Source organism: Streptomyces sp. NPDC005925 (genome assembly GCF_040638805.1).
In the GTDB taxonomy this organism is placed as follows: Bacteria; Actinomycetota; Actinomycetes; order Streptomycetales; family Streptomycetaceae; genus Streptomyces.
Genome location: NZ_JBEXVL010000040.1, coordinates 14,946 through 39,941, shown reverse-complemented (window position 1 = coordinate 39,941; position 24,996 = coordinate 14,946). Strand labels below are relative to the sequence as shown.

General features: G+C 74.6%; 7 protein-coding genes. 2 read left to right on the top strand and 5 right to left on the bottom strand.

Annotation, left to right across the window (positions count from 1 at the left end; translation table 11 throughout):
• Together ABZ354_RS27300 and ABZ354_RS27295 are read left to right on the top strand one after the other, a co-directional pair.
• A partial coding sequence (locus tag ABZ354_RS27300; protein ID WP_358661144.1) for a KR domain-containing protein occupies positions 1 to 2,733 on the top strand: 2,733 nt, incomplete at its 5' end.
• A gap of 232 nt (positions 2,734 to 2,965) precedes the next feature.
• Complete coding sequence (locus ABZ354_RS27295; protein WP_358661142.1) at positions 2,966 to 5,905, top strand: AAA family ATPase; 2,940 nt, start codon at positions 2,966 to 2,968, stop codon at positions 5,903 to 5,905.
• A 72-nt stretch (positions 5,906 to 5,977) separates the two neighbouring features.
• Here the strand turns inward: ABZ354_RS27295 and ABZ354_RS27290 are convergent, their stop codons facing one another.
• The 5 genes from ABZ354_RS27290 to ABZ354_RS27270 form a co-directional block, all read right to left on the bottom strand.
• Complete coding sequence (locus ABZ354_RS27290) at positions 5,978 to 7,423, bottom strand: FAD-dependent monooxygenase (protein ID WP_358661140.1); 1,446 nt, start codon at positions 7,421 to 7,423, stop codon at positions 5,978 to 5,980.
• Entirely contained in the window at positions 7,420 to 7,917 is a 498-nt protein-coding gene (locus tag ABZ354_RS27285; RefSeq protein WP_358661138.1) for a nuclear transport factor 2 family protein, read from the bottom strand. The genes ABZ354_RS27290 and ABZ354_RS27285 overlap by 4 nt, the downstream gene beginning before the upstream one ends.
• 35 nt (positions 7,918 to 7,952) lie before the next feature.
• Positions 7,953 to 8,387: a nuclear transport factor 2 family protein gene (locus ABZ354_RS27280; RefSeq protein ID WP_358661136.1), complete on the bottom strand. Its 435-nt coding sequence runs from the start codon at positions 8,385 to 8,387 to the stop codon at positions 7,953 to 7,955.
• Positions 8,384 to 19,582 (bottom strand): type I polyketide synthase, encoded by an 11,199-nt coding sequence (locus ABZ354_RS27275; RefSeq protein WP_358661134.1) that lies wholly within the window; start codon positions 19,580 to 19,582, stop codon positions 8,384 to 8,386. The genes ABZ354_RS27280 and ABZ354_RS27275 overlap by 4 nt, the downstream gene beginning before the upstream one ends.
• Positions 19,583 to 19,778: 196 nt before the next feature.
• Positions 19,779 to 24,740 (bottom strand): type I polyketide synthase, encoded by a 4,962-nt coding sequence (locus ABZ354_RS27270; protein ID WP_358661133.1) that lies wholly within the window; start codon positions 24,738 to 24,740, stop codon positions 19,779 to 19,781.
• Positions 24,741 to 24,996: the final 256 nt, after the last annotated feature.

Below are 24,996 nucleotides of genomic sequence, written 5' to 3'. Positions count from 1 at the left end.
CCGTTGGTCAGCAATGTGACGGGTGTGCGGGCGGGTAAGGAGATTGCGTCGGCGGAGTACTGGGTGCGGCATGTGCGGGAGGCGGTGCTCTTCCAGCCGGCCGTCGCGCAGGTCGGTGCGACTGCCGGGGTGTTCGTCGAGCTGGGTCCGGGTCCTGTCCTGGCCACTGCTGTGCAGCACACCCTGGACGATCTGGACGTGCCGGCCGGGGGTGGGGAGGCGGTGGTGACCGCTTCGCTCGACTCCGTTCAGCCGGACGATGTGGCGTTCGCGCAGGCCATGGCACGGCTGCACACGGCTGGGCTCACGGTGGACTGGTCGGTGTTCTTCCCCGCCGACCCCGCGCCCCATCTGGTCGATCTGCCGACCTACGCCTTCCAGGGGCGGCGTTTCTGGCTCGCGGACGTCGCCGCCCCCGAAGCGGTGACCCCCGCGGACGGGGAGGAGGCCGGATTCTGGGCGGCCGTCGAAGGCGCGGACGTCCAGGCCCTCAGCGACACCCTGCACCTCAAGGACGACGCAGACAGGTCGGCGCTGGAAACCGTGTTCCCCGCCCTGTCCGCGTGGCGGCGCGAGCGACGCGAGCGGTCGATCGTCGATGCCTGGCGCTACCGCGTCGACTGGCAGCCCACCGCCGTCCCGCCGCCCTCCGCCGCACCCGTCCCCACCGCATCTGCCTCTACCTCTGCCTCGGCCGCGTCGGCTCCGGACGCGTCAGCGCCGCACGGGTCCGTCCGGGAGGTGCCGGGTCACGGAGCCTGGCTGGTCGTCGCCCCCGAGTCCGGCGCCGGGGACTGGCCGCGAGCGTGCGCCGGGGCACTGGCGGAGGCGGGCGTACCGGTGACCCTCGTAGAGGTCGGCCGGCACTCCGGCCGCGCGGACCTGGCGGATCTGCTCCGGTCGTCGCAGGCCGGACTCCCGGACGGCACGCCGCTCGCCGGAGTCCTGTCCCTGCTGGCCCTCGGCGAACAGCCTGACGACGCGCCGGAACCGTCCGCCGAAGGAGCGGGCCACCGCCCGGGCCGGGGCTTGACCGACACCTTGACGCTGCTGCACGGTCTGCTGGACGCCGGCCCGAAGGCGCGCCTGTGGTGTGCCACCCGTGGCGCGGTCTCGTGCGGTGACGACGATCCGGTCCTCTTCCCGGCGCAGGCCCCGGTCTGGGGGCTCGGCCGGGTCGCGGCCCTGGAACACCCGGAGCTGTGGGGCGGCCTGCTGGATCTGCCCGCCGCCCCGGAGGGGCTCGACGCGGGGACGTTGTACGCCGTGCTGTGCGGTGACAGTGGCGAGGACCAGGTCGCGCTGCGCCGGGGCAGGGTGCTCGGCCGTCGTCTGGTGCCCGACACCAGCCCCGGGGAGGAGACCGCCGGACGCCGGCAGCCGCAGGGCGCCGTCCTGGTCACCGGCGGCGTCGGCCACCTCACGGAGCAGGTCGTGCGCCGGCTCGCCGCGAGCGGCGCCGAGCACGTCGTACTCCTGGACACGGGTCCCGCCGACAGCCGCCGCCGGGACGACGAGCTCGCGGCCGAACTCGCCGGACAGGGCACCCGTCTGACGGTACTTCCCGGCAGGCCGTCCGAGGGCCGGGAAGCGGTCGCGCGAGCGCTCGGCGAGCTGACGGACGTACGGATCAGGACGGTCATCCACACCTCCCTGCCCGGCGAGCTCGCACCGCTGGCGGACGTCACGCCCGACGCCCTCGCCTCGGCCACCTCCGCCGCCATGGAGCTCGCCGGTCTCGCGGGCCCCGGCGGACCGGCCTGCTTCGGCCCGGTGGAGACCGTGGTGTTCTTCTCCTCCGTGGCGGCCTCGCTCGGCAGCAGGGAACACGGCGTGTACGCCGCCGCCAACGCCTACCTCGACGCCCTCGCGCAGCAGCACGGCACGGAGGGCCCCCGGGTCGTCTCCGTGGGATGGAGCATCTGGGACCTGCCCGACGGCCTGGACCTGGCGCGCGGCGCCACCGGACTGTCCCGGCGGCAGGGACTGCCCCCGCTGGAACCGCAGCTGGCGCTCGGCGCACTGCAGTCGGTGCTCGACGGAGGCAGGGGGCACGTGCTGGTCGCCGACATCGAGTGGGAACGGTTCGCGCCCCTGTTCACGCTGGCCCGCCCCTCCCGCCTGCTCGACGGGGTCCCCGCGGCCGTACGGATCCTCGACTCCTCGTCGGACAGTGCCGGACAGGCGGAGAAGGCCGCGGAGCTGCGTCGGGAGTTGTCCGCCCTGCCGGTACGCGAGCGGACCGGCGCACTCCTGGACGTGGTCCGCACCCAGGTGGCGGCCGTCCTGCGCTACGAGCCGGGCCAGGAGGTGGCACCGGAAAAGGCCTTCAAGGACCTGGGCTTCGACTCCCTCGTGGTGGTGGAGCTGCGCAACCGGCTGCGCGCCGCCACCGGACTCCGCCTGCCCGCCACGCTGGTCTACGACTACCCGACGCCCCGCGCCCTCGCGGAACACCTGCTGGACCGGGTGCTGCCCGACGGCGGCGCGGGAGAGCTCCCGGTGGCCGCCCACCTCGACGAGCTGGAAGCGGCCCTCGCCGGTCTCGCCGTGGACGACCCTCGCCGTACGGGACTGATCCGGCGCCTGCAGGCCCTGCTGTGGAAGCAGCCCGACGCCGCGGACACGGCCGGCCCCGCCGACGAGGGCGAGCAGGCCGGGGCGGAGGACCTGTCGACCGCGAGCGCCGACGACATGTTCGCGCTGATCGACCGCGAGTGGGGCACACAGTGACGCGCCCCGCACGGCCCGACGGGCCACCCGGGCCCCGCCCGCACGGCGGGTGATCGGCGCGTACGGCACGGCGGGCGGTCGCCTCCCGCCGCGGCGGGGCAGGACGGGCCCTCGCCGCGGTGCGGCGGTCGGCCTTCCGCGCGGCACGGCGGGTGACCCCCTGCCACGGCACGGCGGGTGACCCCCTGCCACAGCACGACACGGGACGGGCGACCACGGATTGGGGCGAGCGGTGAACCTGGTGGAACGGGACGAGGAACTGGCCGCTCTGCACCGCGCCTTCGACGGCGCCCCGCACACCCAGGGCAGCCTGGTCGTGCTGAGCGGCGCGGTCGGCACCGGCAAGACGGCGCTGCTGCGGGCCTGGACGGACAGCCTGGGCCCCGGGGCCGTGGTGTTGACGGCCACGGCGTGCCGTGCCGAGCGCGACCTGCCGCTGGGGGTCCTGGAACAGCTGCTGCGCAGCCCCGGTCTGCCCGCCCCGAGTGCCGAACGCGCGCTGGCGCTGTACGAGGACGCGATCACCGCGTCCACGGCCACCACGCCTCCTCCGGTCACCGCCCCCTCGGCCCCCAGGTTCCTTGCGACCGGCCCGTCGGCCGCCACAGACCCGGCCTCCGCGTCCCCGGCCACCGCCCCGCCGGCCGCCACGTACGCCCCCACCTCCCCGGCCTCCGCGTCGCCTTCGGCCCCCGCCTCCCCGGTGGCCCCGCCCCCGGCCGGCCCCGCCGGGGGTGCGGACGGCGCCGGCCCGCTGCTCGCCGTGTCCGCCCTGCGCGGGCTGTGCCAGGTGCTGCGCGACCTGGTCGCCGAGCGGCCCGTCGTGATCGCCGTCGACGACGCGCACCACGCCGACCCGGCCTCCCTGCAGTGCCTGCACTCCATGGTGCGCCGACTGAGGTCGGCACGGCTCCACGTGCTGTTCACCGAGTACGCCCAGCAGCAGGCGGACAACGCCCTGCTCGGCAGCGACTTCCTGCGCGAGCCCGCGCTGCGCCGGATACGCCTCGAACCGCTGACGAAGGCCGGGGTGGAGGCCGTCCTCGCGCGGCACCTGGACGGGCGTACGGCGCAGGACCTCACCCCTGTCGTGCACGGCATGAGCGCCGGTTACCCGCTCCTCGTCCAGGCGCTGGCCGACGACCACCGCACGGCGGGCGGTCCCGGAGAGGCGTACGGCCGCGCGGTGCTCAGCCATCTGTACCGGCACGAGCCGCCGGTCGTCCACGTCGCCCGCGCCCTGGCCGCGTTGGGGCGGTACGGCGCACCGGAACTGGCCGGGCGGCTCCTCGACGCGGACGCCGCGTCCGTCGCGAGGGCGGTGCGGCAGCTGACCGCCGCGGAGGTGCTGCACGAGGGCCGCCCGTGCCATCCGGCGTTCGGGGCGGCGGTCCTGGACGGCATGACCCCCGAGGAGCGCGGCGCGCTGCACGGGCGGGTGGCCGGCCTGCTGTACGAGGAGGGAGCGCCGGCCACCGAGGTCGCCGCCCACCTCGTGGCCGCCGACCGGTCGGACCACACTCCCTGGGCGGTGCCCGTCTTCCAGGAGGCGGCCCAACTCGCCCTGGACGAGGACCGGCTGGAGACGGGCGTCGGCTATCTGCGCGCCGCCCACCGGCGGTGCCGGGACCCCGAACGGCGGGCCGCGCTCGTCGGCGCGCTCGCCGACGCGGAGTGGCGCCTGGACCCCGCGAAGGTCCTGCGGCACCTCCCGGACCCCGCCACCGGGACCGCGTCCCGGGCCACCGCGTCCCCTTCCCCCGCCCCCTCGGGGGCCACCGCCGACCCCGCCCCGCCGCTCCCCGCCCACCTGCTCTGGCACGGGCGGGTCGAGGAGGGGCTCGACGCGATCGGCGCGCTCGCCGGTCCGGGTCCGGCCGGGGCACCGCCGATGAACGCCGCCGACCTGGACACCCCATGGCTGTGGGGCGCCTACCTCTACCCCGGGCACGTCAAGGAGCGCCTGGGATCCGGCGTCCTGTCCGCGCAGGGCTCCGCCCCTCCCGCGGTCACCCCGGAGCTGCAGGGCGCGGGCACCCTGATGAACGACCTGCTGCACGGCGGTGAACGTGACGCCGTCGAAGCGGCCGAGCGCGCCCTGAACCGCTACCGGCTCGGCCCGCGCACCGTCGCCGTCCAGACGGCCGCCCTGGCCGCCCTGACCTACCGCGACCGGCCGCACCGGGCGGCCGCCTGGTGCGACGGTCTCCTCGCGCAGGCCGGCGAACGCGACAGCCCCACCTGGCAGGCGCTGTTCCACGCCTGGCGGGCCCTGCTCCACCTGCGCCAGGGCGACCCGGCCGCCGCCCGGCAGCGCGCGGAGGACGCCCTCGCCCTGCTCGGCCCGAAGGGCTGGGGCGCCGCCGTCGGCCTTCCGCTGGCCGCCGCCGTGCAGGCCAAGACCGCCCTGGGCGACGTCGACGGAGCGGCGGCCCTGCTCGAACGTCCCGTCGCGCAGGCCGTGTTCCAGACCCGCACCGGACTCCACTACCTGGCGGCGCGGGGCCGCTACCACCTGGCCACCGGCTGCCACTACGCGGCCCTGTGCGACTTCTACGCCTGCGGTACGCGGATGAGCCGGTGGGGCGTCGACCTGCCGGCTCTGGAATCGTGGCGCCTCGGCGCCGCCGAAGCGTACCTGGCGCTCGGCGAGTCCCTCCTGGCCCGCCGGCTCGTCCGGGAACAGCTCGCGCTGCCCGCCCCCGCCGACGGCCGCACCCGCGGCATGACGCTGCGTCTGCAGGCCGCCACATCCCCCGGCCCGGACCGCGCCGAGCTGCTCGACGAGGCCGTGGCGGTCCTCCAGGACAGCGGTGACCCCTTCGAGCTGGCGCGGGCCCTGGCCGACCAGAGCGTGGCCGTACGCGAACGGGGCGAGCCGGAACGCGCCCGCCTGCTGGCCCGCCGGGCGGAGATCCTCGCACGGCGCTGGGACGGCGCGGCCGGCCCCGCCCCCGTCCCCGGCACACCGGAGCGGACCGGCCCCCCCGGACCCGGCGCCGAACTGACGTACGCGGAACGGCGGGTGGCGGAACTGGCCGCCGACGGGCTCACCAACCGGCAGATCTCCCGGCAGCTGTGCGTCACCGTCAGCACGGTGGAACAGCACCTGACACGGATCTACCGGAAGCTCGACGTCAAACGGCTGGATCTGCGGGCCGCCCTGAGGTGAGCCGGTGCGGGCGGCCCCGCGGCCGTCCGGCGTGGGCCGCCCACCGGTACGACGGCGCACCAGAGTGGGCGGTCAGGAGCGTACGGGCTCCGCCGTGATCGTGGCCGCGTCCAGGCCCACCACGGCCAGCTCCTCCGGGCGGAACGGGGGAGCGGACAGCTCCGGGAGGCGTTCGCCGGCGCGCATCGCCATCAGGAAGCGGTTGGAGCCCAGCTCGGACTGCGGCGCGTTCAGGCTCATGACGTCCGTGACGATCTCGGACGCCTTCGGGGAGCGGATCGAGGCCGCGGTGATGGCCTCGGCGAACCGCAGGCGCTGCGCGGTGTCCACGCCGGTGAGCCGCGGGTCCGTCGCGGAGACACGGCAGTTGACGTAGTCGATGTCCTTGGTCGCGGCCAGGATCCACGGGTCGTCGACCGCCGCGCCGATGGCCTTCTGGAGGCGGAGCGCGGCCCCCGGCCCGCTCTGCGGGTGCCGCGTGAACTCGCGGTCGAGGGTGTCGGCGCAGCGCGCGGCGGAGCTCATGCCGTGGCCGTAGATCGGGTTGAACGCGGTCAGCGAGTCACCCACGACGAGCAGGCCGTCGGGCCACTGCTCCAGCCGTTCCGGGTAGAGGCGGCGGTTCGCGCCGGAGCGGGAACCGAAGACGGGGGTGAGCGGTTCGGCGTCCCGGAGCAGCTCGGCGATGACCGGATGGCTGAGGTTCTCCGCGAAGGGAACGAACTCCTCCTCGCTCGTGGGCAGGTGGGCTCCCCGGGTGCACGAGAGGGTCGCGAGCCAGCGGCCGCCCTCGATCGGGTAGACCACGCCGAAGCGTCCGGGCTCGCGCACCCGGTCGTCGGCGGCGATGTTGACGGCCGGGAAGTGCGTCGTCGCGCCGGGCGGGGCCTGGAACAGCCGGGTCGCGTAGGCGACGCCCGCGTCCACGACGTCCTCCTCCAGGGCGGGCACGCCGAGCGACGACAGCCACTGCTTGAGGCGGGAGCCCCGGCCGGTGGCGTCGATCACCAGGTCGGCCTCCAGCGGTTCCTGCCGGCCGCTGTCGAGGCCGCGTACGACGACCCCGGTGACCCGGCGGCCGTCGCCCGTCAGCTCGACGGCCTCGGTCCGGTCGCGGACCGTGATGTTCCCCGGGGCGAGGGCTTGTTGCCGCACCGTCAGGTCGAGCAGGGGACGGCTGGCGACCAGGGCGAACTGGGTGGCCGGGAAGCGGTGCTGCCAGCCCTGCCCGGTGAGGGTCACCAGGTCCTCGGGGAAGCCGAGACGGCGGGCGCCGGCCGCGAGGAGCCGGTCGGTGGTGCTGGGCAGCATCTCCTCGATGAGGCGGGCGCCGTTGGACCACAGCAGGTGGGCGTGGCGGCCCTGCGGAACCCCCTTGCGGTGCTGGGGCTCCTCGGGCAGTGCGTCACGTTCCACGACGGTGACGGTGTCCACGTGGCGGGCCAGGACGTGGGCCGCCAGGGTGCCTGCCATGCTGGCACCCAGGACGACGGCGTGTGCGGGTCGGGTGGTGGTCACGCGCGGATCCCTTCGGGGTGGGTGGGTTCGGCGGGCCCGTCCACGGAGCCGGCGGGCCCGTCCACGGAGCCGGCGTTCCCGGCCACGGAGCCGGCGTTCCCGGCCACGGGTTCGGCGGGCTCGTCCATGGTCACGTCCGTGACTCCCCAGAACGCCTGGACGCGGCGGCCGAGCCCGTTCTCGTCGAGCTCGACGATGCCGACGATGCGGAACGTCATCGGCCGCGGCCGCTGCACGGTCACCGTCGTCGGCGTCACCACGAAACGGTCGTCCATCGACGTCATCGGCGGGTCCGGCACCTCGTGGGTGCCGCAGGAGACGGCCAGTTCGAGATGGCGCCGCAGGTCGTCCTTGCCCACCATCGGCGGCCGCCCCACGGGGTCCTCGAAGACGATGTCGTCCGTGAACAGGTCGAGGACGCCTTCGATGTCGCCCGCGTTGATCCGCTCGGCGTAGTCGACGGCCATCTGCTTGCGGGTGGCCTCGTCGGGCATCGCACCTCCAGGAAGGGTGGGGCCTGGGCTGCCGGTCAGCCGAGGACGGTGAGATCGGACGTGCCCCAGTACGACTTCAGATGCCGGATGAGGCCGGACGCGTCCATGCGCACCACGAGCATCGCCGTGCGCCGCAGACGCGCCGTCTCCGGAGCGTCGGGGGCCTTGAGCCAGCCCCGCTCGGCGTACAGCGGGCCCAGCGGCGGGTAGTCCATGACAGAGGTGATCCGGACCAGCGCGTGCGTGGCGTCCTGCCCCGCCACGGGCTCGGCCGCCTCCTCCCGCACCCGCGCGGCGAGCAACCGCGCGTAGTGCGCGCGCAGCGCGTCGTGCCCGGTGAGGGGCGGGTGGCCGACCGGGTCCTCGAGGACGGCGTCGGGCGCGTACAGCTCGACGATCCCCTCGAGGTCCCCGGCGTTGATCCGCCGGCTGTGCTCCAGGACACGCTTCTTGCGGGCCAACTCGTTCATCGCTGTCCTTCCACGGACTGTCCGTTGCCGCTGTCCTTGCCGAGGTCGCGGTCGATGAACGCGAAGATCTCGTCCGCCGACGCGTCCTGGATACGGGCGGCCACCGAGGCCTCGTCGGCCGTGTCCTGCGGCACGTCGAGCCGGGCCAGGGTGGCGCGCAGCCGCCCGGCCAGTTCGGCCCGCGCGGCGCCGCCCATCGAGGAGACCGACAGCAGGGAACTCTCCAGCCGCTCGAACTCCGCCAGGACGTCGGCGAGCGGGTCCGCCGCGGGCGGCGCCAGCTCCTGCCGCAGATGCGCGGCGAGCTCCGCCGGGTTGGGGTGGTCGAAGACGAACGTGGCGGGCAGCTTCAGCCCGGTCGCCGCCGAGAGCCGGTTGCGCAGCTCCACCGCGGTCAGGGAGTCGAAGCCGAGGTCCCGCAGCCCCTGCTGCGCGTTGACCGGTGTGGCCGCGTCGTGGCCGAGGACCGCCGCGATATGGGTACGCACCAGGTCCAGCAGCGCCTCGTCCTGCTCCGCGTCGGACATCGTGCCGAGCGACTTGAGGAACGCGGACGCTCCCGCCGGCACGGAGCCTTGGCCGCTCCTGCCGCCGCCGCGCACCAGATCCCGCAGCAGCGCGGGAGCGGGGTGGCTCTCCGCCTGCCGGCGCATCCGGGCCACGTCGAGACGGACCGGCGCGAGCAGCGGCAGACCGCTGGACCACGCGGTGTCGAGGAGGGCGAGGCCCTCCTGCGCGCCGAGCCCGACCACGCCGGCGCGGGCGTGGCGCGCCCGGTCGGCGTCGGTGAGCCGTCCCGACATCCCGCTCTCCAGGTCCCAGTACCCCCACGCCAGCGACGTGGCCGCCGTGCCGCCGTCGTGCCGGTGGCGGGCCAGCGCGTCCAGGAAGGCGTTGGCGGCCGTGTAGCTGCCCTGGCCGGGGCCGCCGAGCAGCCCGGCGACCGAGGAGTACAGGACGAAGGCGGACAGGTCCGCGTCCCGCGTCAGCTCGTGCAGGTGCCACGCGGCGTCCGCCTTCACGCGCATCACCTCCTCGACCTGCCCGGCCGTGAGGTTCTGCACCACCGCGTCGTCGACCGTGCCCGCGCAGTGGAAGACGGCGGTCAGCGGGTGGTCCGCCGGCACCGACTCCAGGAGGGCGGCGGCGGCTTTACGGTCGCCCGGGTCGCAGGCGGCGAAGGTGACGCGCGCTCCGAGCGCGGAGAGCTCGGCCGCCAGCTCGAGGGCTCCCGGCGCGTCGGCCCCGCGCCTGCTGGACAGGAGCAGATGCCTGGCGCCGTGGCGCGCGACGAGGTGCCGGGCCGTCAGCGCGCCCAGTGCGCCCGTACCGCCGGTGATCAGTACGGTGCCCTCGGGGTCGAACGCGACGGGCAGCGTGAACACCGTCCGGGGAGCCGCCGCCGGGGACTCCTGCGGTTCCTGGACCCCTTGCCGCCGGGCCGCGGGCGCCTGCCGGATGTCCCACACGGTGACGTCGAGCGGCACCAGGACGCCGTCGCCGCTCAACTCCGCCAGCGCGGCGAGGATGCCGCGTACCCGGCCGGGCTCGGGCGGCGTGACGGTCTGCCCCGCGTCCGCCCCGCCGGCGCGGCGCACGACGAGGGCGCCCGCGCCGGGCGCGGCCCCTTCCTCGCGGCCGATGACGACGTCCGGCTCTTCGTCCGCCGCACGGTCCGGCAGGGTGCCGTCGACGACTTCCGCCCGCCAGTGCCGGGCGAGGCAGAGCGCGGCCCGGCCGACGGATCCGCATTCCTCCTCGATGAGCAGCGACGCACCGGCGAGGGCCGAACCCGCGCCGCGCGACGCGACGGTGTCCACGCCCGGCGCGTCGTCCCCGCCCGGCGTGACGTCCGCCAGGACGTGATACGCGGCCACGTAGGCCCCCAGCGACCCGGCGGCCTGCGCCCAGCTCCACCCGGAAGGCACCGGCGTGAGCAGCGCCGCCTCGGTGACGGCCACCGGCCCCGCCACGTCGAACAGGCCCATCACGCGGTCGCCCACGCCCACCGGCCCGGCCTCGCCGCCGACCTCCGTCACCACACCGGCCCCTTCGACGCGACCCGCGCCGAGCGGACCCGGGCCCGGTGCCGCGGCACGCAGCGCCACCCGCACCTCGCGCGGTTCCAGCGCCCGCCCCGCCTCGGGGGCGTCGACGAGAGCCAACCCGCCCGCGTCGAGGATCCCGTCGGCCCCGGCCAGTCGCCAGGTGACCGACCCGACCGGTGGCGCCAGCCGGGTGGAGGCGTCGTCGCGCACGAGTCGCGGCACGTACGTCCGGCCGTCCCGCAGCGCCAGCTCCGGCTCCTCGGACGTCAGCACGCCGGACAGCGCCGCCAGGGACGCCTCCGTACCGTCGAGGTCGAGCAGCGTGAGGCGGCCCGGGTTCTCGGCCTGGGCGCTGCGCACCAGACCCCACAGCGCGGCGCCCGGCAGACCGCCGGCGTCCTCGCCCGGCCGGGTGGCCACCGCACCCCGGGTCACGACGGCCAGGCGGCTCGCCGCGAACAGGGGATCGTCGACCCACTCCTTGAGCAGCGACAGAAGCGACACGGCGGCCCGCCGGGCGTCCCTCGCCGCATCGCCGCCCGCACCGTCGTACGGCGCCGCGCACACGGCGAGGACGACATCGGGCGCCCCGGTCCCGTCCGCCACGCTCTCCCGAAGCGCGGTGAACGTACCCCGGACGGAAACATCGGACGACGCACCGGACGACGCACCGGACAGCGCGTCGGCCAGTGCGTCGGCCAGTGCGACGCCCAGCGGCTCCGTGTCCGGCGCGACGACGGCCGCACGTACCGTGCCGCCGCCCTCGTCCGCCCGCGCGGCCGACGGCGTCCACGCGAGCCGGAAGAGCGCGTCACGGTCCGCCGCACGGGCACCCGCGATCTGATGCGCCGCCACCGGCCGTACCGTGAGCGACTCCAGCGTCAGGGCCGGCGCCCCGCCGTCGTCCACGGCCGTCAGGGCCAGCTGGTCCGGCGCGGTGCGGGCGATGCGGACCCGCAGTCTGCCCCTGCCCGGCGCGTGCACCCGCAGTCCGCTCCACGAGAACGGCAGCAGCACCTGCTCGGTGTCGGCGGCGGAGGAGGTGACCGCGTCCAGGATCAGCGCGTGCAGCGTCGCGTCGAGCAGCACCGGATGCACCTGGTAGCGGTCGGCGCCCCCGCTCTCCGTCTCGGGCAGCGCCACCTCGGCGAAGATGTCGTCCCCGAGCCGCCAGGCGGACACCAGGCCCTGGGACGCCGGTCCGAAGTCATAACCGTGCGAGGCGAGTTCGCCGTACGGATCGTGCCCGCCGACCGCGGTCGCCCCGGGCGGTGGCCAGGCACCCCCGAACGGGACGTCCACGGCGTCGGGCCCGCCGGGAGCGACCACACCCGCGGCGTGCCGGGTCCACACGGCATCCTCGCCCTCGCCCGTGGGCCGCGAGTGAACGGACACGGGGCGCCGGCCGTCCTCGCCCACGGAGCCGACCGCCACCTGCAGGTCGACCGCGCCCGCCCCGTCGTCCCCGAAGGCGAGCGGGGTGTGCAGTGTCAGCTCCGCGAGCTCCTCGCAGCCCGCACGTGCCGCCGCCTGCAGCGCGAGCTCCACGAAGGCCGAACCGGGCAGCAGCACGGTGTCCATGACGCGGTGCTCGGCCAGCCACGCCTGGTCCCGGGGAGAGATCCGGCCGGTCAGCAGGTGGCTGCTGCGGTCCGCGAGCTCCACGGCGGCTCCCAGCAGGGGGTGTCCCGCCGAGGCGAGCCCGAGCCCTCCGGGATCACCGGCGAGACCCCGGCGGCCCTCCAGCCAGAACCGCTCCCGCTGGAACGCGTACGTCGGCAGGTCCACCACCCGCGGCAGCGGAACGGCCGGGAACCAGCCCGTCCAGTCGACGTCGGCGCCCGCGGTGAAGGCCTGGGCGGCGGCACGGGCGAGCTGCGTGGCGTCGCCGTGGTCACGCCGCAGGGTCGGAACCACGGTGGCGGGCAGGTCGGCCCGCTCGATGGTCTCCTGGATACCGAGGGTGAGGACGGGGTGCGGGCTGGCCTCGATGAAGAGGCGGTAGCCGTCGGCGAGGAGGGCGTCGATGGTGTCGGAGAAGCGCACCGGCTGCCGCAGGTTGGTCACCCAGTAGCCCGTGTCGAGGGCGGTGGTGCTGTCGAGCTGCTGGGCGGTGACCGTCGAATAGAAGGCCACGTCGGTGGCTTGCGGCTGGATGTCGGCGAGGCGTTCGGTGAGCAGGTCGTGGAGCTGGTCGATCTGGGGTCCGTGGGAGGCGTACCCGACGTCGATGACCCGGGCCCTGAGCCCGCGTGCCTCCGCCTCCGCGACCACGGCGGCCACATGCTCGGGCGGGCCGGAGATGACGGTGGAGGAGGGTCCGTTGACGGCGGCGACGCACACGCCGGGCCGGTCCCCGATCAGCTCGGCGGCCTGTTCCGCGCTCGTGCTGAGGGAGGCCATGTCGCCCTGACCCATCAGCTGCCGCAACGCGTCACTGCGCACGGCCACGATCCGGGCCGCGTCCTCCAGTGACAGGGCGCCCGCGACGCATGCGGCGGCCATCTCGCCCTGCGAGTGTCCGACCACGGCGGCCGGGGTGATGCCGTAGTCCGCCCACACCGCGGCCAGCGAGACCATGACCGCCCACAGGACCGGCTGGACGACCTCGACCCGGGACAGTTCACTGCCGTCCCCGCGCAACACCTCCGTCAGGGACCAGTCCACATGCGCCGACAACGCCCGCTCACACTCGGCCATCCGGGCCGCGAACACCGGGGACTCATCGAGGAGCCGGGCGCCCATGCCCACCCACTGCGAGCCCTGCCCCGGGAACACCAGCACCGGACCCGCACCGGAGGCACCCTGGACGGTGCCCTCGACGACATCCGGCGACGGCCGGCCCGCCGCCAGCGACCGTAGTCCGGCCAGGAGCGTCTCGTGGTCCCTGCCCACGACCACGGCACGGTTCTCGAACACCGACCGGCTCTTGACCAGGGACCAGCCCACGTCCAGGGGCGACGCCAGCCGCGGGTCGGCCGTCGCACGCTCGGCCAGCGCGCCGGCCTGGGCACGCAACGCGTCCTCGCCGCGTGCCGACACCACCCACGGCACCACTCCGGCCGGCGATTCGACCGACGGCGGAGTGAGGGGCTCGGGCACGTCCGGAGCCTGCTCGAGGATCAGGTGCGCGTTGGTGCCCGAGATGCCGAAGGCGGACACACCGGCCCGGCGCGGGCGTTCGCCGCGCGGCCACGCGACCGGCTCGGACAGCAGCCGCACACCGCTGCCGTCCCAGTCCACGTGCGGCGTGGGGGCGTCGATGTGCAGCGAGGCGGGCAGCTCCTCGTTCCGCAGCGCCATGACCATCTTGATCACACCGGCGACACCGGCCGACGCCTGCGCGTGCCCGATGTTCGACTTGACCGAGCCGAGCCACAGTGGCCGGTCCCCGGGTCGTTCCCTGCCGTACGTGGCGACGAGCGCACTGGCCTCGATGGGGTCGCCCAGCATGGTGCCGGTGCCGTGCGCCTCCACGGCGTCGACGTCCTCGGCGGTCAGGCGCGCGTTGGCGAGGGCCTGCCGGATCACCCGCTGCTGCGCCTGCCCGTTGGGCGCCGTGAGGCCGTTGCTCGTACCGTCCTGGTTGATGGCCGAACCCCGGATCACCGCGAGGACCTGGTGGCCGTTGCGCCGCGCCTCCGAGAGCCGCTCGAGGACGACCAGGCCGACTCCCTCGGCCCAGCCGGTGCCGTCGGCGGCGGCCGCGAACGGCTTGCACCGCCCGTCCTTGGCGAGGCCGCGCTGCAGGGAGAACTCCACGAACGCGCCCGGCGTGGCCATCACCGTCGCACCGCCCGCGAGAGCCAGCGAGCACTCGCCCTGCCGCAGCGCGTGCGCCGCCTGGTGGATCGCCACCAGGGACGACGAGCAACCGGTGTCGATGGTCATCGCGGGGCCTTCGAGGCCGAGCACGTACGACACCCGGCCGGAGGCCACACAACCGAGGTTGCCGGTGCCGATGTACCCCTCCACCTCGGTGGGCCGTTCGCCGATGAGCGCCAGGTAGTCGAAGATGGTCAGGCCCGTGAACACCCCGGCGTTGCTGCCCTTGAGGGCCTCGCGGTCGAGCCCCGCGCGTTCGATCGCCTCCCACGCGGTCTCCAGCAGGAGCCGCTGCTGCGGGTCCATCGCGATGGCCTCGCGGGGGCTGATGCCGAAGAAACCGGCGTCGAAGTCGCCCGCGTCGTAGAGGAATCCGCCCTCGCGCACATAGCTGGTGCCGCGGCTCTCCGGGTCCGGGTCGTACAGCGTCTCCAGGTCCCAGCCCCGGTCGTCGGGGAAGTCCCCCATGGCGTCCCTGCCGGCCGTGACCAGGTCCCACAGCTCCTCCGGGGAGCGGACGTCGCCCGGATACCGGCAGGCCATGCCGACGATCGCGATCGGCTCGTCGTCGGCGTGGGCGGCGGTGGCCGCCGGTGCCGTGCCGGACGCCGTGTCCCCCGCCAGCTCGGCCCGCAGGACGTCCGTGAGCGCGTCGGGCGTGGGGTGGTCGAAGACGACGGTGGTCGGCAGCGTCAGACCGGTGCTCTTGTTGAGCCTGTTGCGCAGCTCCACAGCGGTCAGCGAGTCGAAGCCCAGCTCCTGGAACGGCTTCGTCGCGGGCACCGCGTCGACGTCCGAGTGCCCCAGCGTGGCCGCCGCCTGGGAGCGCACGTGCTGCAGCAGCAACTGCCGCTGCTGCGCCGGTTTCACCTCGGTCAGCTCCTGCTGCAGCGAGGACGCCCCAGCGGAGTCCTCCTGTGCCGCGGGTGCGCCGGACCGCCGGTTCTCGGGCAGGTCGGCGAGGAGCGGACTGGGCCGCTGCGCGGTGAACGTCGGCGTGAACGTGGCCCAGTCGAAGTTCGCCACCGTCAGCGTCGTCTCGCCCGTGTCGAGCGCCTGGTGCAGCGCCTTGACGCACAGGTCCGGGCCGAGCGGGTGCAGACCGAAACGGCTGAAGAACGTCAACGCCGCCTGATCGGCCGCCATCCCGGCTTCGGCCCAGGGCCCCCAGGCGACGGAGGTGGCGGGCAGGCCGTGGGAGCGGCGGTGTTCGGCGAGGGCGTCGAGGTAGTGGTTGGCGGCGCCGTAGGCGCCCTGCTGGCCGCTGCCCCACACGCCGGCGCCGGAGGAGAACATCACGAACGCCGTGAGGTCCAGGTCCCGCGTCAGCTCGTGCAGATGGAGCGCCGCGAGCGACTTCGGCCGCAGCACCTCGTCCAGCTCCGCGGCCGACACCTCGCCGAGGCCTATGTAGTTCGGCACGCCGGCCGCGTGGATGACGGCCGTGAGCGGTTGTCCGGCGGGGACGTCGTCGATGAGGCGGCGTACCTGCTCGCGGTCGCCCACGTCGCATGCGGTGATGGTGACGGTGGTGCCGAGCTCGGTGAGTTCGGCGGCGAGTTCGCGGGCGCCGGGCGCGTCGGGGCCGCGTCGGCTGGTCAGGAGGAGATGCGGGGCGCCCTCACGGGCGAGCCAGCGGGCGAGGACGGCGCCGATACCGCCGGTGCCACCGGTGATCAGCGTGGTTCCCTCCGGCCGCCAGCCCACCACACCGCTCAGCCGGTTGGCGGGAGCGTGGGAGAGGCGCCGGGCATGGACACCGGTGGAACGTACGGCGATCTGGTCCTCGTCCTGCGGGGCCAGAGCGACGGCGAGACGGGTGAGCGTCTGGTGGTCGATGCGGGCGGGCAGGTCCACCAGCCCGGACCACAGCCGCGGATACTCCAGCGCGGCGACGCGCCCCAGACCCCAGACCTGGGCCTGCACGGGACGGGTGAGGGCATCGGTGGCGCTCGTGGACACGGCACCCTGCGTCAGGGTGCGTACGCCCGTGTCGGCGCCGTTGTCGCCGAGGGCCTGGATCAGGGCGGTGGTCGCGGCGAGCCCGGCCGGCACCGCCGGATGCGCGGGGTGCGGCTCCTCGTCGAGGGCCAGCAGATTGACGATCCCGGTGATCCCGCCGCCGGTGTCCTCACCGTCGGATTCCCCGCCCATCAGGGACCGCAGCTCCTCGGCCAGCCCCACGCGCTCCACCGTGCGCGTGTCGACGACGTGACGCCGCACCTCGCCGCCGTGGGCTGCCAGTGTCTGCGCGGTCGCCAGGACGGCTGGGTGCTCGGCCTGCGCGGCGGGCACGAGAAGCAGCCACGTCCCGGCGAGCTCGGGTGCCGACGCGTCGGGCAGGTGCTTCCAGGTGACGTGGTAGCGCCAGGAGTCGACCGTGGACTGCTCCCGGTGCCGGCGCCGCCAGGCCGCGAGGACGGGCAGCGCGGGCTCCAGCGCCCCGACCGTCTCCGCCTGCCCCTCGATCTCCAGGCTGCTCACCAGGGCGTCGATGTCCAGGTCCTCGATCGCCTGCCACACCTGGGCCTCGACCGGATCGTGCCCGCCGCCCGCGGACACCGCGGCCGCGGGCGGCGCCACCCAGTAGTGCCGGTGCTGGAAGGCGTAGGTGGGCAGGCCGACGGTACGGGGGGTGGGCTCGGCGGGGAACCAGCGCCGCCAGTCCACCTCGGCACCCGCCACGAACGCCTGCGCGGCGGCGTGGGCGAGCTGCGTGGCGTCACCGTGATCACGCCGCAGAGTGGGAACGGTGGTGGCCGTGACGCCGGTCTGCTCGATGGTCTCCTGGATACCGAGGGTGAGGACGGGGTGCGGGCTGGCCTCGATGAACAGGCGGTAGCCGTCGGCGAGGAGGGCGTCGATGGTGTCGGCGAAACGCACCGGCTGCCGCAGGTTGGTCACCCAGTAGCCGGTGTCGAGGGCGGTGGTGTCGTCGAGCTGCTGGGCGGTGACCGTCGAATAGAAGGCCACGTCGGTGGCTTGCGGCTGGATGTCGGCGAGGCGTTCGGTCAGCAGGTCGTGCAGCTGATCGATCTGCGGGCCGTGGGAGGCGTATCCGACGTCGATGACCCGGGCGCGCAGTCCGCGTGCCTCCGCCTCGGCGACCACGGCGGCCACATGCTCGGGCGGGCCGGAGATGACGGTGGAGGAGGGTCCGTTGACGGCGGCGACGCACACGCCGGGCCGGTCGCCGACCAGCTCGGTGGCCTGTTCCGCGCCCACGCTGAGGGAGGCCATGTCGCCCTGACCCATCAGCTGCCGCAACGCGTCACCGCGCACGGCCACGATCCGGGCCGCGTCCTCCAGCGACAGGGCGCCCGCCACGCATGCGGCGGCCATCTCGCCCTGCGAGTGCCCCACCACGGCGGCCGGGGTGATGCCGTAGTCCGCCCACACCGCCGCCAGCGAGACCATGACCGCCCACAGCACCGGCTGCACGACCTCGACCCGGGACAGCTCACTGCCGTCCCCGCGCAGCACCTCCGTCAGGGACCAGTCCACATGCGCCGACAACGCCCGCTCACACTCGGCCATCCGGGCCGCGAACACCGGGGACTCGTCGAGGAGCCGGGCGCCCATGCCCACCCACTGCGAGCCCTGCCCCGGGAACACCAGCACCGGACCCGGTCCCACATCACCGGCGACTCCCGACACCACGTCCGGCGACGCCTCACCCGCCGCCAAAGCCTCCAGACCACCCGACAGCACATCCCGGTCGGCGCCCACCACGACCGCACGGTGCTCGAGCACCGCCCGGCTCGTCGCCAGCGACCAGCCGACCTCCACGGACGAGGCATCCCCACCCCGGCCACCGGCCACGAACCCGCCCAGCCGCCGCGCCTGATCCCGCAACGCGTCCCCCGACCGACCGGAGACCACCCACGGCACCACCCCACCCGCCAACGGAGTCGGCACGGAAACCGGGCCCGTCTGCGGGTCCTCCTCCGGCGCCTCCTCCAGGATCACGTGCGCGTTCGTCCCCGAGATACCGAACGCCGAGATGCCCGCCCGCCGCGTGCGCTCCGCGGGCCAGGCGACCGCCTCGGAGAGCAGTCGTACGCCGCCCTGCTCCCACTGGACGTGCGGTGACGGCGCGTCGATGTGGAGCGAGGCGGGCAGGAGGCCGTGGCGGATCGCCATGACCATCTTGATCACCCCGGCGACACCGGCGGCGGCCTGCGTGTGACCGATGTTCGACTTGACCGAACCGAGCCAGAGGGGCCGGTCCTCGGGCCTCGCCCGCCCGTAGGTGGCGAGGAGCGCATTGGCCTCGATGGGGTCGCCGAGCGTGGTACCGGTGCCGTGCGCCTCCACGGCGTCGATGTCCTCGGGCGAGAGACGGGCGTTGGTGAGGGCGGCGCGGATGACGCGCTCCTGGGAGGGACCGTTGGGGGCGGCGAGCCCGTTGCTCGTGCCGTCCTGGTTCACGGCCGAACCCCGCACGACCGCGAGGACCTTGTGGCCGCGACGCCGCGCCTCGGAGAGCAGCTCCAGGGCCACCACCCCGGCGCCCTCGCCCCAGCCGGTGCCGTCTGCGGCGGCCGCGAACGGCTTGCACCGCCCGTCGGGCGCGAGGCCGCGCTGCCGGGAGAACTCGGTGAACGGGCCCGGCGTGGCCATCACGGTGGAGCCGCCCGCGAGGGCGAGCGAGCACTCGCCCTGCCGCAGTGCCTGCGCCGCCAGGTGGATCGCCACCAGGGACGACGAGCAGGCCGTGTCGACCGTCACCGCGGGGCCCTCGAGCCCCAGCGTGTAGGAGATCCGGCCCGACACCACACTGCCGAGGTTGCCGGTGCCGATGTACCCCTCGACGTCACTGGCCGTCTGGCTGATCAGCGTCAGGTAGTCGTGGGCGCTCACTCCGGTGAAGACACCGGTGTCGCTGCCCTGCAGAGCCCGCGGGTTCAGGCCCGCGTGCTCGATGGCCTCCCAGGCGGTCTCCAGGAGAAGCCGCTGCTGCGGGTCCATCGCGAGGGCCTCGCGGGGGCTGATGCCGAAGAAGTCGGCGTCGAAGTCGCCCGCGTCGTACAGGAACGCGCCGTCCCGCACATAGCTGGTGCCAGGGTGCTCCGGGTCCGGGTGGTACAGCGATTCCAGGTCCCAGCCCCGGTCGTCGGGGAAGCCGGAGACGGCGTCGCCCCCGTCGCGCACCAGGCGCCACAGATCCTCGGCGGACCGGGCGCCGCCGGGATAGCGGCAGGCCATGCCCACGATGGCGACCGGCTCGGCCGATTCCTTGTCGCGGAGCCGTTGGCGGGCCTCGCGCAGCTCCGCGGTGACCCACTTGAGGTGATCGAGAAGTTTCTCCTCGTTCGACATCTGACCCAGGCTCCTTGGCGCTACGTGGTGATCGGGGACGTATGTGTGGGGCGGGGACGGGAGCGATCGGCGGGGACGGAAGGGATCGGCGGGGGAGGGGGCAGAGGCGTCGAAGGGGGAACCGGGACGTGGAGGGGATCGGGCGCCGGAGGGTCGGGTGTCGGAGGGCCGGGGCGGCGTGGGAGGCGGGGCGGGGTCAGGACTTCCCGAACTCGTTCGAGATCAGGTCGAAGATGTCGTCCGCGCTCGCCGCCTCCAGGTCGGCATGGGCAAGATCGCCTCCTTCCGGGCCGTCCTGCTCCGGGCTCCACTTGGAGACCAGCACCCGCAGCCGGCCCACGATGCGCCGACGTGCCGCCTCGTCCAGCTCGGCCGTGCCGTACGTCGCGTCCCACGTGTCGAGTGCCGCGAGCACGTTCCCCTCCCCGGCGGCTTCTCCGCCGTCCCCGAGCTGCCCGCGCAGATGCGAGGCGAGGGCCTCGGAGGTGGGATGGTCGAAGATCACGGTGGCGGGCAGCGAGAGCCCGGTCGTGGTGTTGAGCTGGTTGCGGAGCTGCACCGCGGTCAGCGAGTCGAAGCCCAGTTCCTGGAACGGCTTGGTGGCGGGGATGTCCTCCACCGTGCGGCCGAGGGTCGCGGCCGCGCACGTCCGGACGTGCTGGACGAGGAAGCCGTGCCGCTGTGACGCGGGCGTCTTCGCCAGTTCGGCGCGGAACGCGCTCGTCTCGGCGGCGGACCCGGCCTGCTCGGGCTCCCGCTGGTTCTCAGGGAGGTCCTCGAGGAACGGGCTGGGCCGCTGGGCGGTGAACGTCGGGGTGAAGGTGGCCCAGTCGAAGTTCGCCACTGTCAGGGTGGCCTCGCCCGCGCCGACGGCCTGGTGCAGCGCCTTGACGCACAGGTCCGGGGCGATGGGGTGCAGACCGAAGCGCTTGAAGTACATCAGCGACTCCTCGTCCGCGGACATCCCGGCTTCGGCCCAGGGTCCCCAGGCGACGGAGGTGGCGGGCAGGCCGTGGGAGCGGCGGTGTTCCGCGAGGGCGTCGAGGTAGTGGTTGGCGGCGCCGTAGGCGCCCTGCTGGCCGCTGCCCCACACGCCGGCACCGGAGGAGAACATCACGAACGCCGTGAGGTCCAGGTCCCGCGTCAGCTCGTGCAGATGCCGGGCAGCATCGGCCTTGGAGCCGAGCACCTCGCCCAGACGCGCCGACGTCAGCTCACCGATCGACGTCAGATCGGTGATGCCCGCGGCGTGGATGACCGCGGTGAGGGGGTGCTCGTCGGGCGTCCGGCCGAGGAGGCGGCGGAGTTGGACCGGGTCGCTGACGTCGCAGGCGGTGATGGTGACGGTGGTGCCCGACTCATGGAGTTCGGCGGCGAGTTCGCGGGCGCCGGGCGCGTCGGGGCCGCGGCGGCTGGTCAGGTGCAGGTGCGGGGCGCCCTCGCGGGCGAGCCAGCGGGCGAGGACGGCGCCGATACCGCCGGTACCACCGGTGATGAGGGTGGTACCCCGGGGTTGCCAGCCGGACCCGGCGACGGCACCGGGACCGCTTCCGTCGCCGGCCCCGGTGGCGGCGTGGGCCGCCGCGGGGGCGTGGGTGAGACGCCGCGTGTGGGTCCCGGTGGGGCGGATGGCGGTCTGGTCCTCGTCCTGGGGGAGGAGGACGGAGGCGATACGGGTACGGGTGCGGCGGTCGATGCGGGACGGCAGGTCGACGAGTCCGGCCCAGAGGCGGGGGTGTTCGAGTGCGGCGACGCGTCCGAGTCCCCACACGTGGGCCTGGACGGGGTGGGTGAGCGGATCGGTGGCGCTCGTGGACACCGCGCCCTGTGTGACGGTGTGCAGTGGGGCGGTCGTGCCGTTGTCGCCGAGGGCCTGGACCAGGGCGGTGGTCGCGGCGAGCCCCGCGGGCACGGCCGGGTGCTCGGGGTGCGGTTCCTCGTCCAGCGCCAGCAGATTGACGATCCCGGTGAGACCCGCGGTGTCCACCACGGCCAGGTCCTCGCGCCGGGCCCGGCCGGCCTCGACCTCGTGCAGCCGCACGTCGGCCGCCCCGTGCTCGGTGAGCGCCTCGGCCGTGGCCCGTACGGCCGGGTGCTCCCTGCGGCCGGAGGGAACGAACAGCAGCCAGTCGCCGTCCAGTTCCGGCGCGTCGGTGTCGGCCCGGTGCTTCCACGTGACGCGGTAACGCCAGGAGTCGATGGTGGCCTGCTCCCGGTGGCGTCGCCGCCAGCCCTGAAGCACCGGCAGGGCGGGCTCCAGCGCCCGGACGGCCTCCTCGCTTCCCTCCTCCGAGCGCAGCGTCTCGGCCAGCAGCCCGAGGTCGAGATCCTCGACGGCCTGCCACAGCCGAGCCTCGGCGGCACTGTGCTCACCACCGGTGCTCACGGCGGACGCGGCCCGTTCGAGCCAGTAGTGCCGGCGCTGGAAGGCGTAGGTGGGGAGGTCGACGGTACGGGGGGCGGGGTCGGCGGGGAACCAGCGCCGCCAGTCCACCTCGGCACCCGCCACGAACGCCTGCGCGGCGGCGTGGGCGAGCTGCGTGGCGTCGCCGTGGTCACGCCGCAGGGTGGGGACCACCGTGGCGGAGGCGGCCGCCCGCTCGATGGTCTCCTCCATGCCGAGGGTGAGGACGGGGTGCGGGCCGGCCTCGATGAAGAGGCGGTAGCCGTCGGCGAGGAGGGCGTCGATGGTGTCGGAGAAGCGCACCGGCTGCCGCAGATTCGTCACCCAGTAACCGGTGTCCAGCGTCGTCGTGTCCGTCAGCCGCTCGGCGGTGACGGTGGAGTAGAACGCCACGTCCGTGGCTCGCGGCTCGATGCCCGTCAGACGCTCGGTCAGCAGGTCGTGCAGCTGATCGATCTGGGGTCCGTGGGAGGCGTATCCCACGTCGATGACCCGGGCCCTGAGCCCGCGTGCCTCCGCCTCGGCGACCACGGCGGCCACATGCTCCGGCGGGCCCGAGATGACGGTGGAGGAGGGTCCGTTGACGGCGGCGACGCACACGCCGGGCCGGTCTCCGACCAGCTCGGCGGCCTGTTCCGCGCTCGTGCTGAGGGAGGCCATGTCGCCCTGCCCCATCAGCTGCCGCAACGCGTCACTGCGCACGGCCACGATCCGGGCCGCGTCCTCCAGTGACAGGGCGCCCGCGACGCATGCGGCGGCCATCTCGCCCTGCGAGTGCCCGACCACGGCGGCCGGGGTGATGCCGTAGTCCGCCCACACCGCGGCCAGCGAGACCATGACCGCCCACAGCACCGGCTGGACGACCTCGACCCGGGACAGTTCACTGCCGTCCCCGCGCAGCACCTCCGTCAGGGACCAGTCCACATGCGCCGACAACGCCCGCTCACACTCGGCCATCCGGGCCGCGAACACCGGGGACTCCTCCAGCAGCCGGGCGCCCATGCCCACCCACTGCGAGCCCTGCCCCGGGAACACCAGCACCGGACCCGCACCGGCGGACGTCGCGGCGCCGGACACCACGTCCGGCGACAGCTCACCGGCCGCCAGCGCCTCCAGTCCGGCGGTGAGCGTCTCCCGGTCCCGGCCCACGACCACCGCACGGTGTTCGAACACCGACCGCGTCGTGGCCAGCGACCAGCCGAGGTCGGCCGACGGGGCATCCGCACCCCGGTCGCCCGCCACGTACGCACCCAGCCGCCGCGCCTGCTCCCGCAGCGCGTCGTCCGTCCGCCCGGAGACCACCCACGGCACCACCCCACCCGGCGCGAGTTCGGGCCCGGGAGCGGGCGTTTCCTGGTGGTCCTCCTGCGGCGCCTCCTCCAGGATCAGGTGCGCGTTCGTGCCCGAGAATCCGAACGACGACACCCCGGCGCGCCGTGGCCGTTCGCCGCGGGACCAGGTGACCGGTTCGGTGAGCAGGCGCAGCCCGCTGCCGTCCCACTCGACGTGGGGGGAGGGAGCGTCGACGTGCAGGATGGCGGGCAGCAGTTCGTTCCGCAGGGCCAGGACCATCTTGATGACGCCGGCCACCCCCGCGGCGATCTGGGTGTGGCCGATGTTGGACTTCACGGCGCCGACCCACAGGGGCCGGTCCTGCGGCCGCTGCCGCCCGTAGGCCGAGATGAGGGCCCCGGCCTCGATGGGGTCGCCGAGGGTGGTTCCGGTGCCGTGCGCCTCGACCGCGTCGATGTCCTCGGCGGTCAGGCGGGCGTTGGCGAGGGCGGCGCGGATGACGCGTTCCTGCGAGGGACCGTTGGGCGCGGTGAGGCCGTTGCTCGCGCCGTCCTGGTTGACGGCCGAACCGCGGATCACCGCGAGGACCTGGTGGCCGTTGCGGCGCGCGTCGGAGAGCCGTTCGAGCAGCACCACCCCGGTGCCCTCGGCCATGCCCATGCCGTCACTGCCCGCGGAGAACGGCTTGCACCGGCCGTCGGGGGCCAGGCCGCGCAGCTCGCTGAAGCCGATCAGCGCGGCGGGCGACGACATCACGTACGTACCGCCCGCCAGGGCCAGCGAACACTCCTGGGTGCGCAGCGCCTGCGCCGCCAGGTGGAGGGAGACGAGCGACGAGGAGCACGCGGTGTCGATGGTCACCGCGGGCCCTTCGAGGCCGAGCGTGTAGGCGACCCGCCCCGACGTGACGCTGCCGGAGTTGCCGATGGTGAAGTACCCGGCGGTGCCCTCGGGCACCTCGGAGGCGCCCAGCGCGTAGTCGAGGCCGTCGCAGCCGAGGAAGGTGCCGGTGGCGCTGGCGCGGAGACTGAGCGGGTCGATGCCGGCGCGTTCGATCGCCTCCCACGCGGTCTCCAGGGCGAGCCGTTGCTGCGGCGCCATGGCCAGGGCCTCACTCGGCCCGATGCCGAAGAAGGTGGAGTCGAAGTCGCCGGCGTCGTAGACGAAGCCGCCCTCGCGGACGTAGCTGGTGCCCGTGCTTTCCGGGTCGGGGTCGTAGAGGGCGTCGAGGTCCCAGTTGCGGTTGCCGGGCAGCGGGGCGACCGCGTCGCCGCCCGCGGAGATCAGTTCCCAGAAGTCTTCGGGGGACCGGACCCCTCCGGGCAGACGGCAGGCCATGCCGATGACCGCGATCGGCTCGTGGCCCGCCGACTCGACGTCCCGCAGCCGGCGTTCCGTCTGTCGCAGGTCCGCGGTGACACGCTTGAGGTACTCAAGAAGCTTCTCTTCGGTGTGCGCCATCCCGGTGACAACCGCCCCTCTCCGCGAGAAAGCCGGGCCCCTGACCCGATGACCGGGCAGCCGGCGTACCGGCGTGGGCATCGGGCGGGCGGGTCCCCGCCGGACGGCAGACTCCTCGACGGCGCTAAAGCCCTCCTAATACTCGGCTGTGAACGCCGGGACCCCGCCGGGACTCCTGTGCCGTCGTCACTGGTCACAGGGGCCGGGCGGGCGGACGAGCCGCTTCTTAGGAACGCTTAAGCGGCGCCTGCCAAGG

Excerpts from the sequence above, each read along its gene's own strand:
- ABZ354_RS27285 (WP_358661138.1), bottom strand. The coding sequence starts at position 7,917 with ATGCCCGACGAGGCCACCCGCAAGCAGATGGCCGTCGACTACGCCGAG.
- ABZ354_RS27275 (WP_358661134.1), bottom strand. The coding sequence starts at position 19,582 with ATGTCGAACGAGGAGAAACTTCTCGATCACCTCAAGTGGGTCACCGCG.
- ABZ354_RS27270 (WP_358661133.1), bottom strand. The coding sequence starts at position 24,740 with ATGGCGCACACCGAAGAGAAGCTTCTTGAGTACCTCAAGCGTGTCACC.
- ABZ354_RS27280 (WP_358661136.1), bottom strand. The coding sequence starts at position 8,387 with ATGAACGAGTTGGCCCGCAAGAAGCGTGTCCTGGAGCACAGCCGGCGG.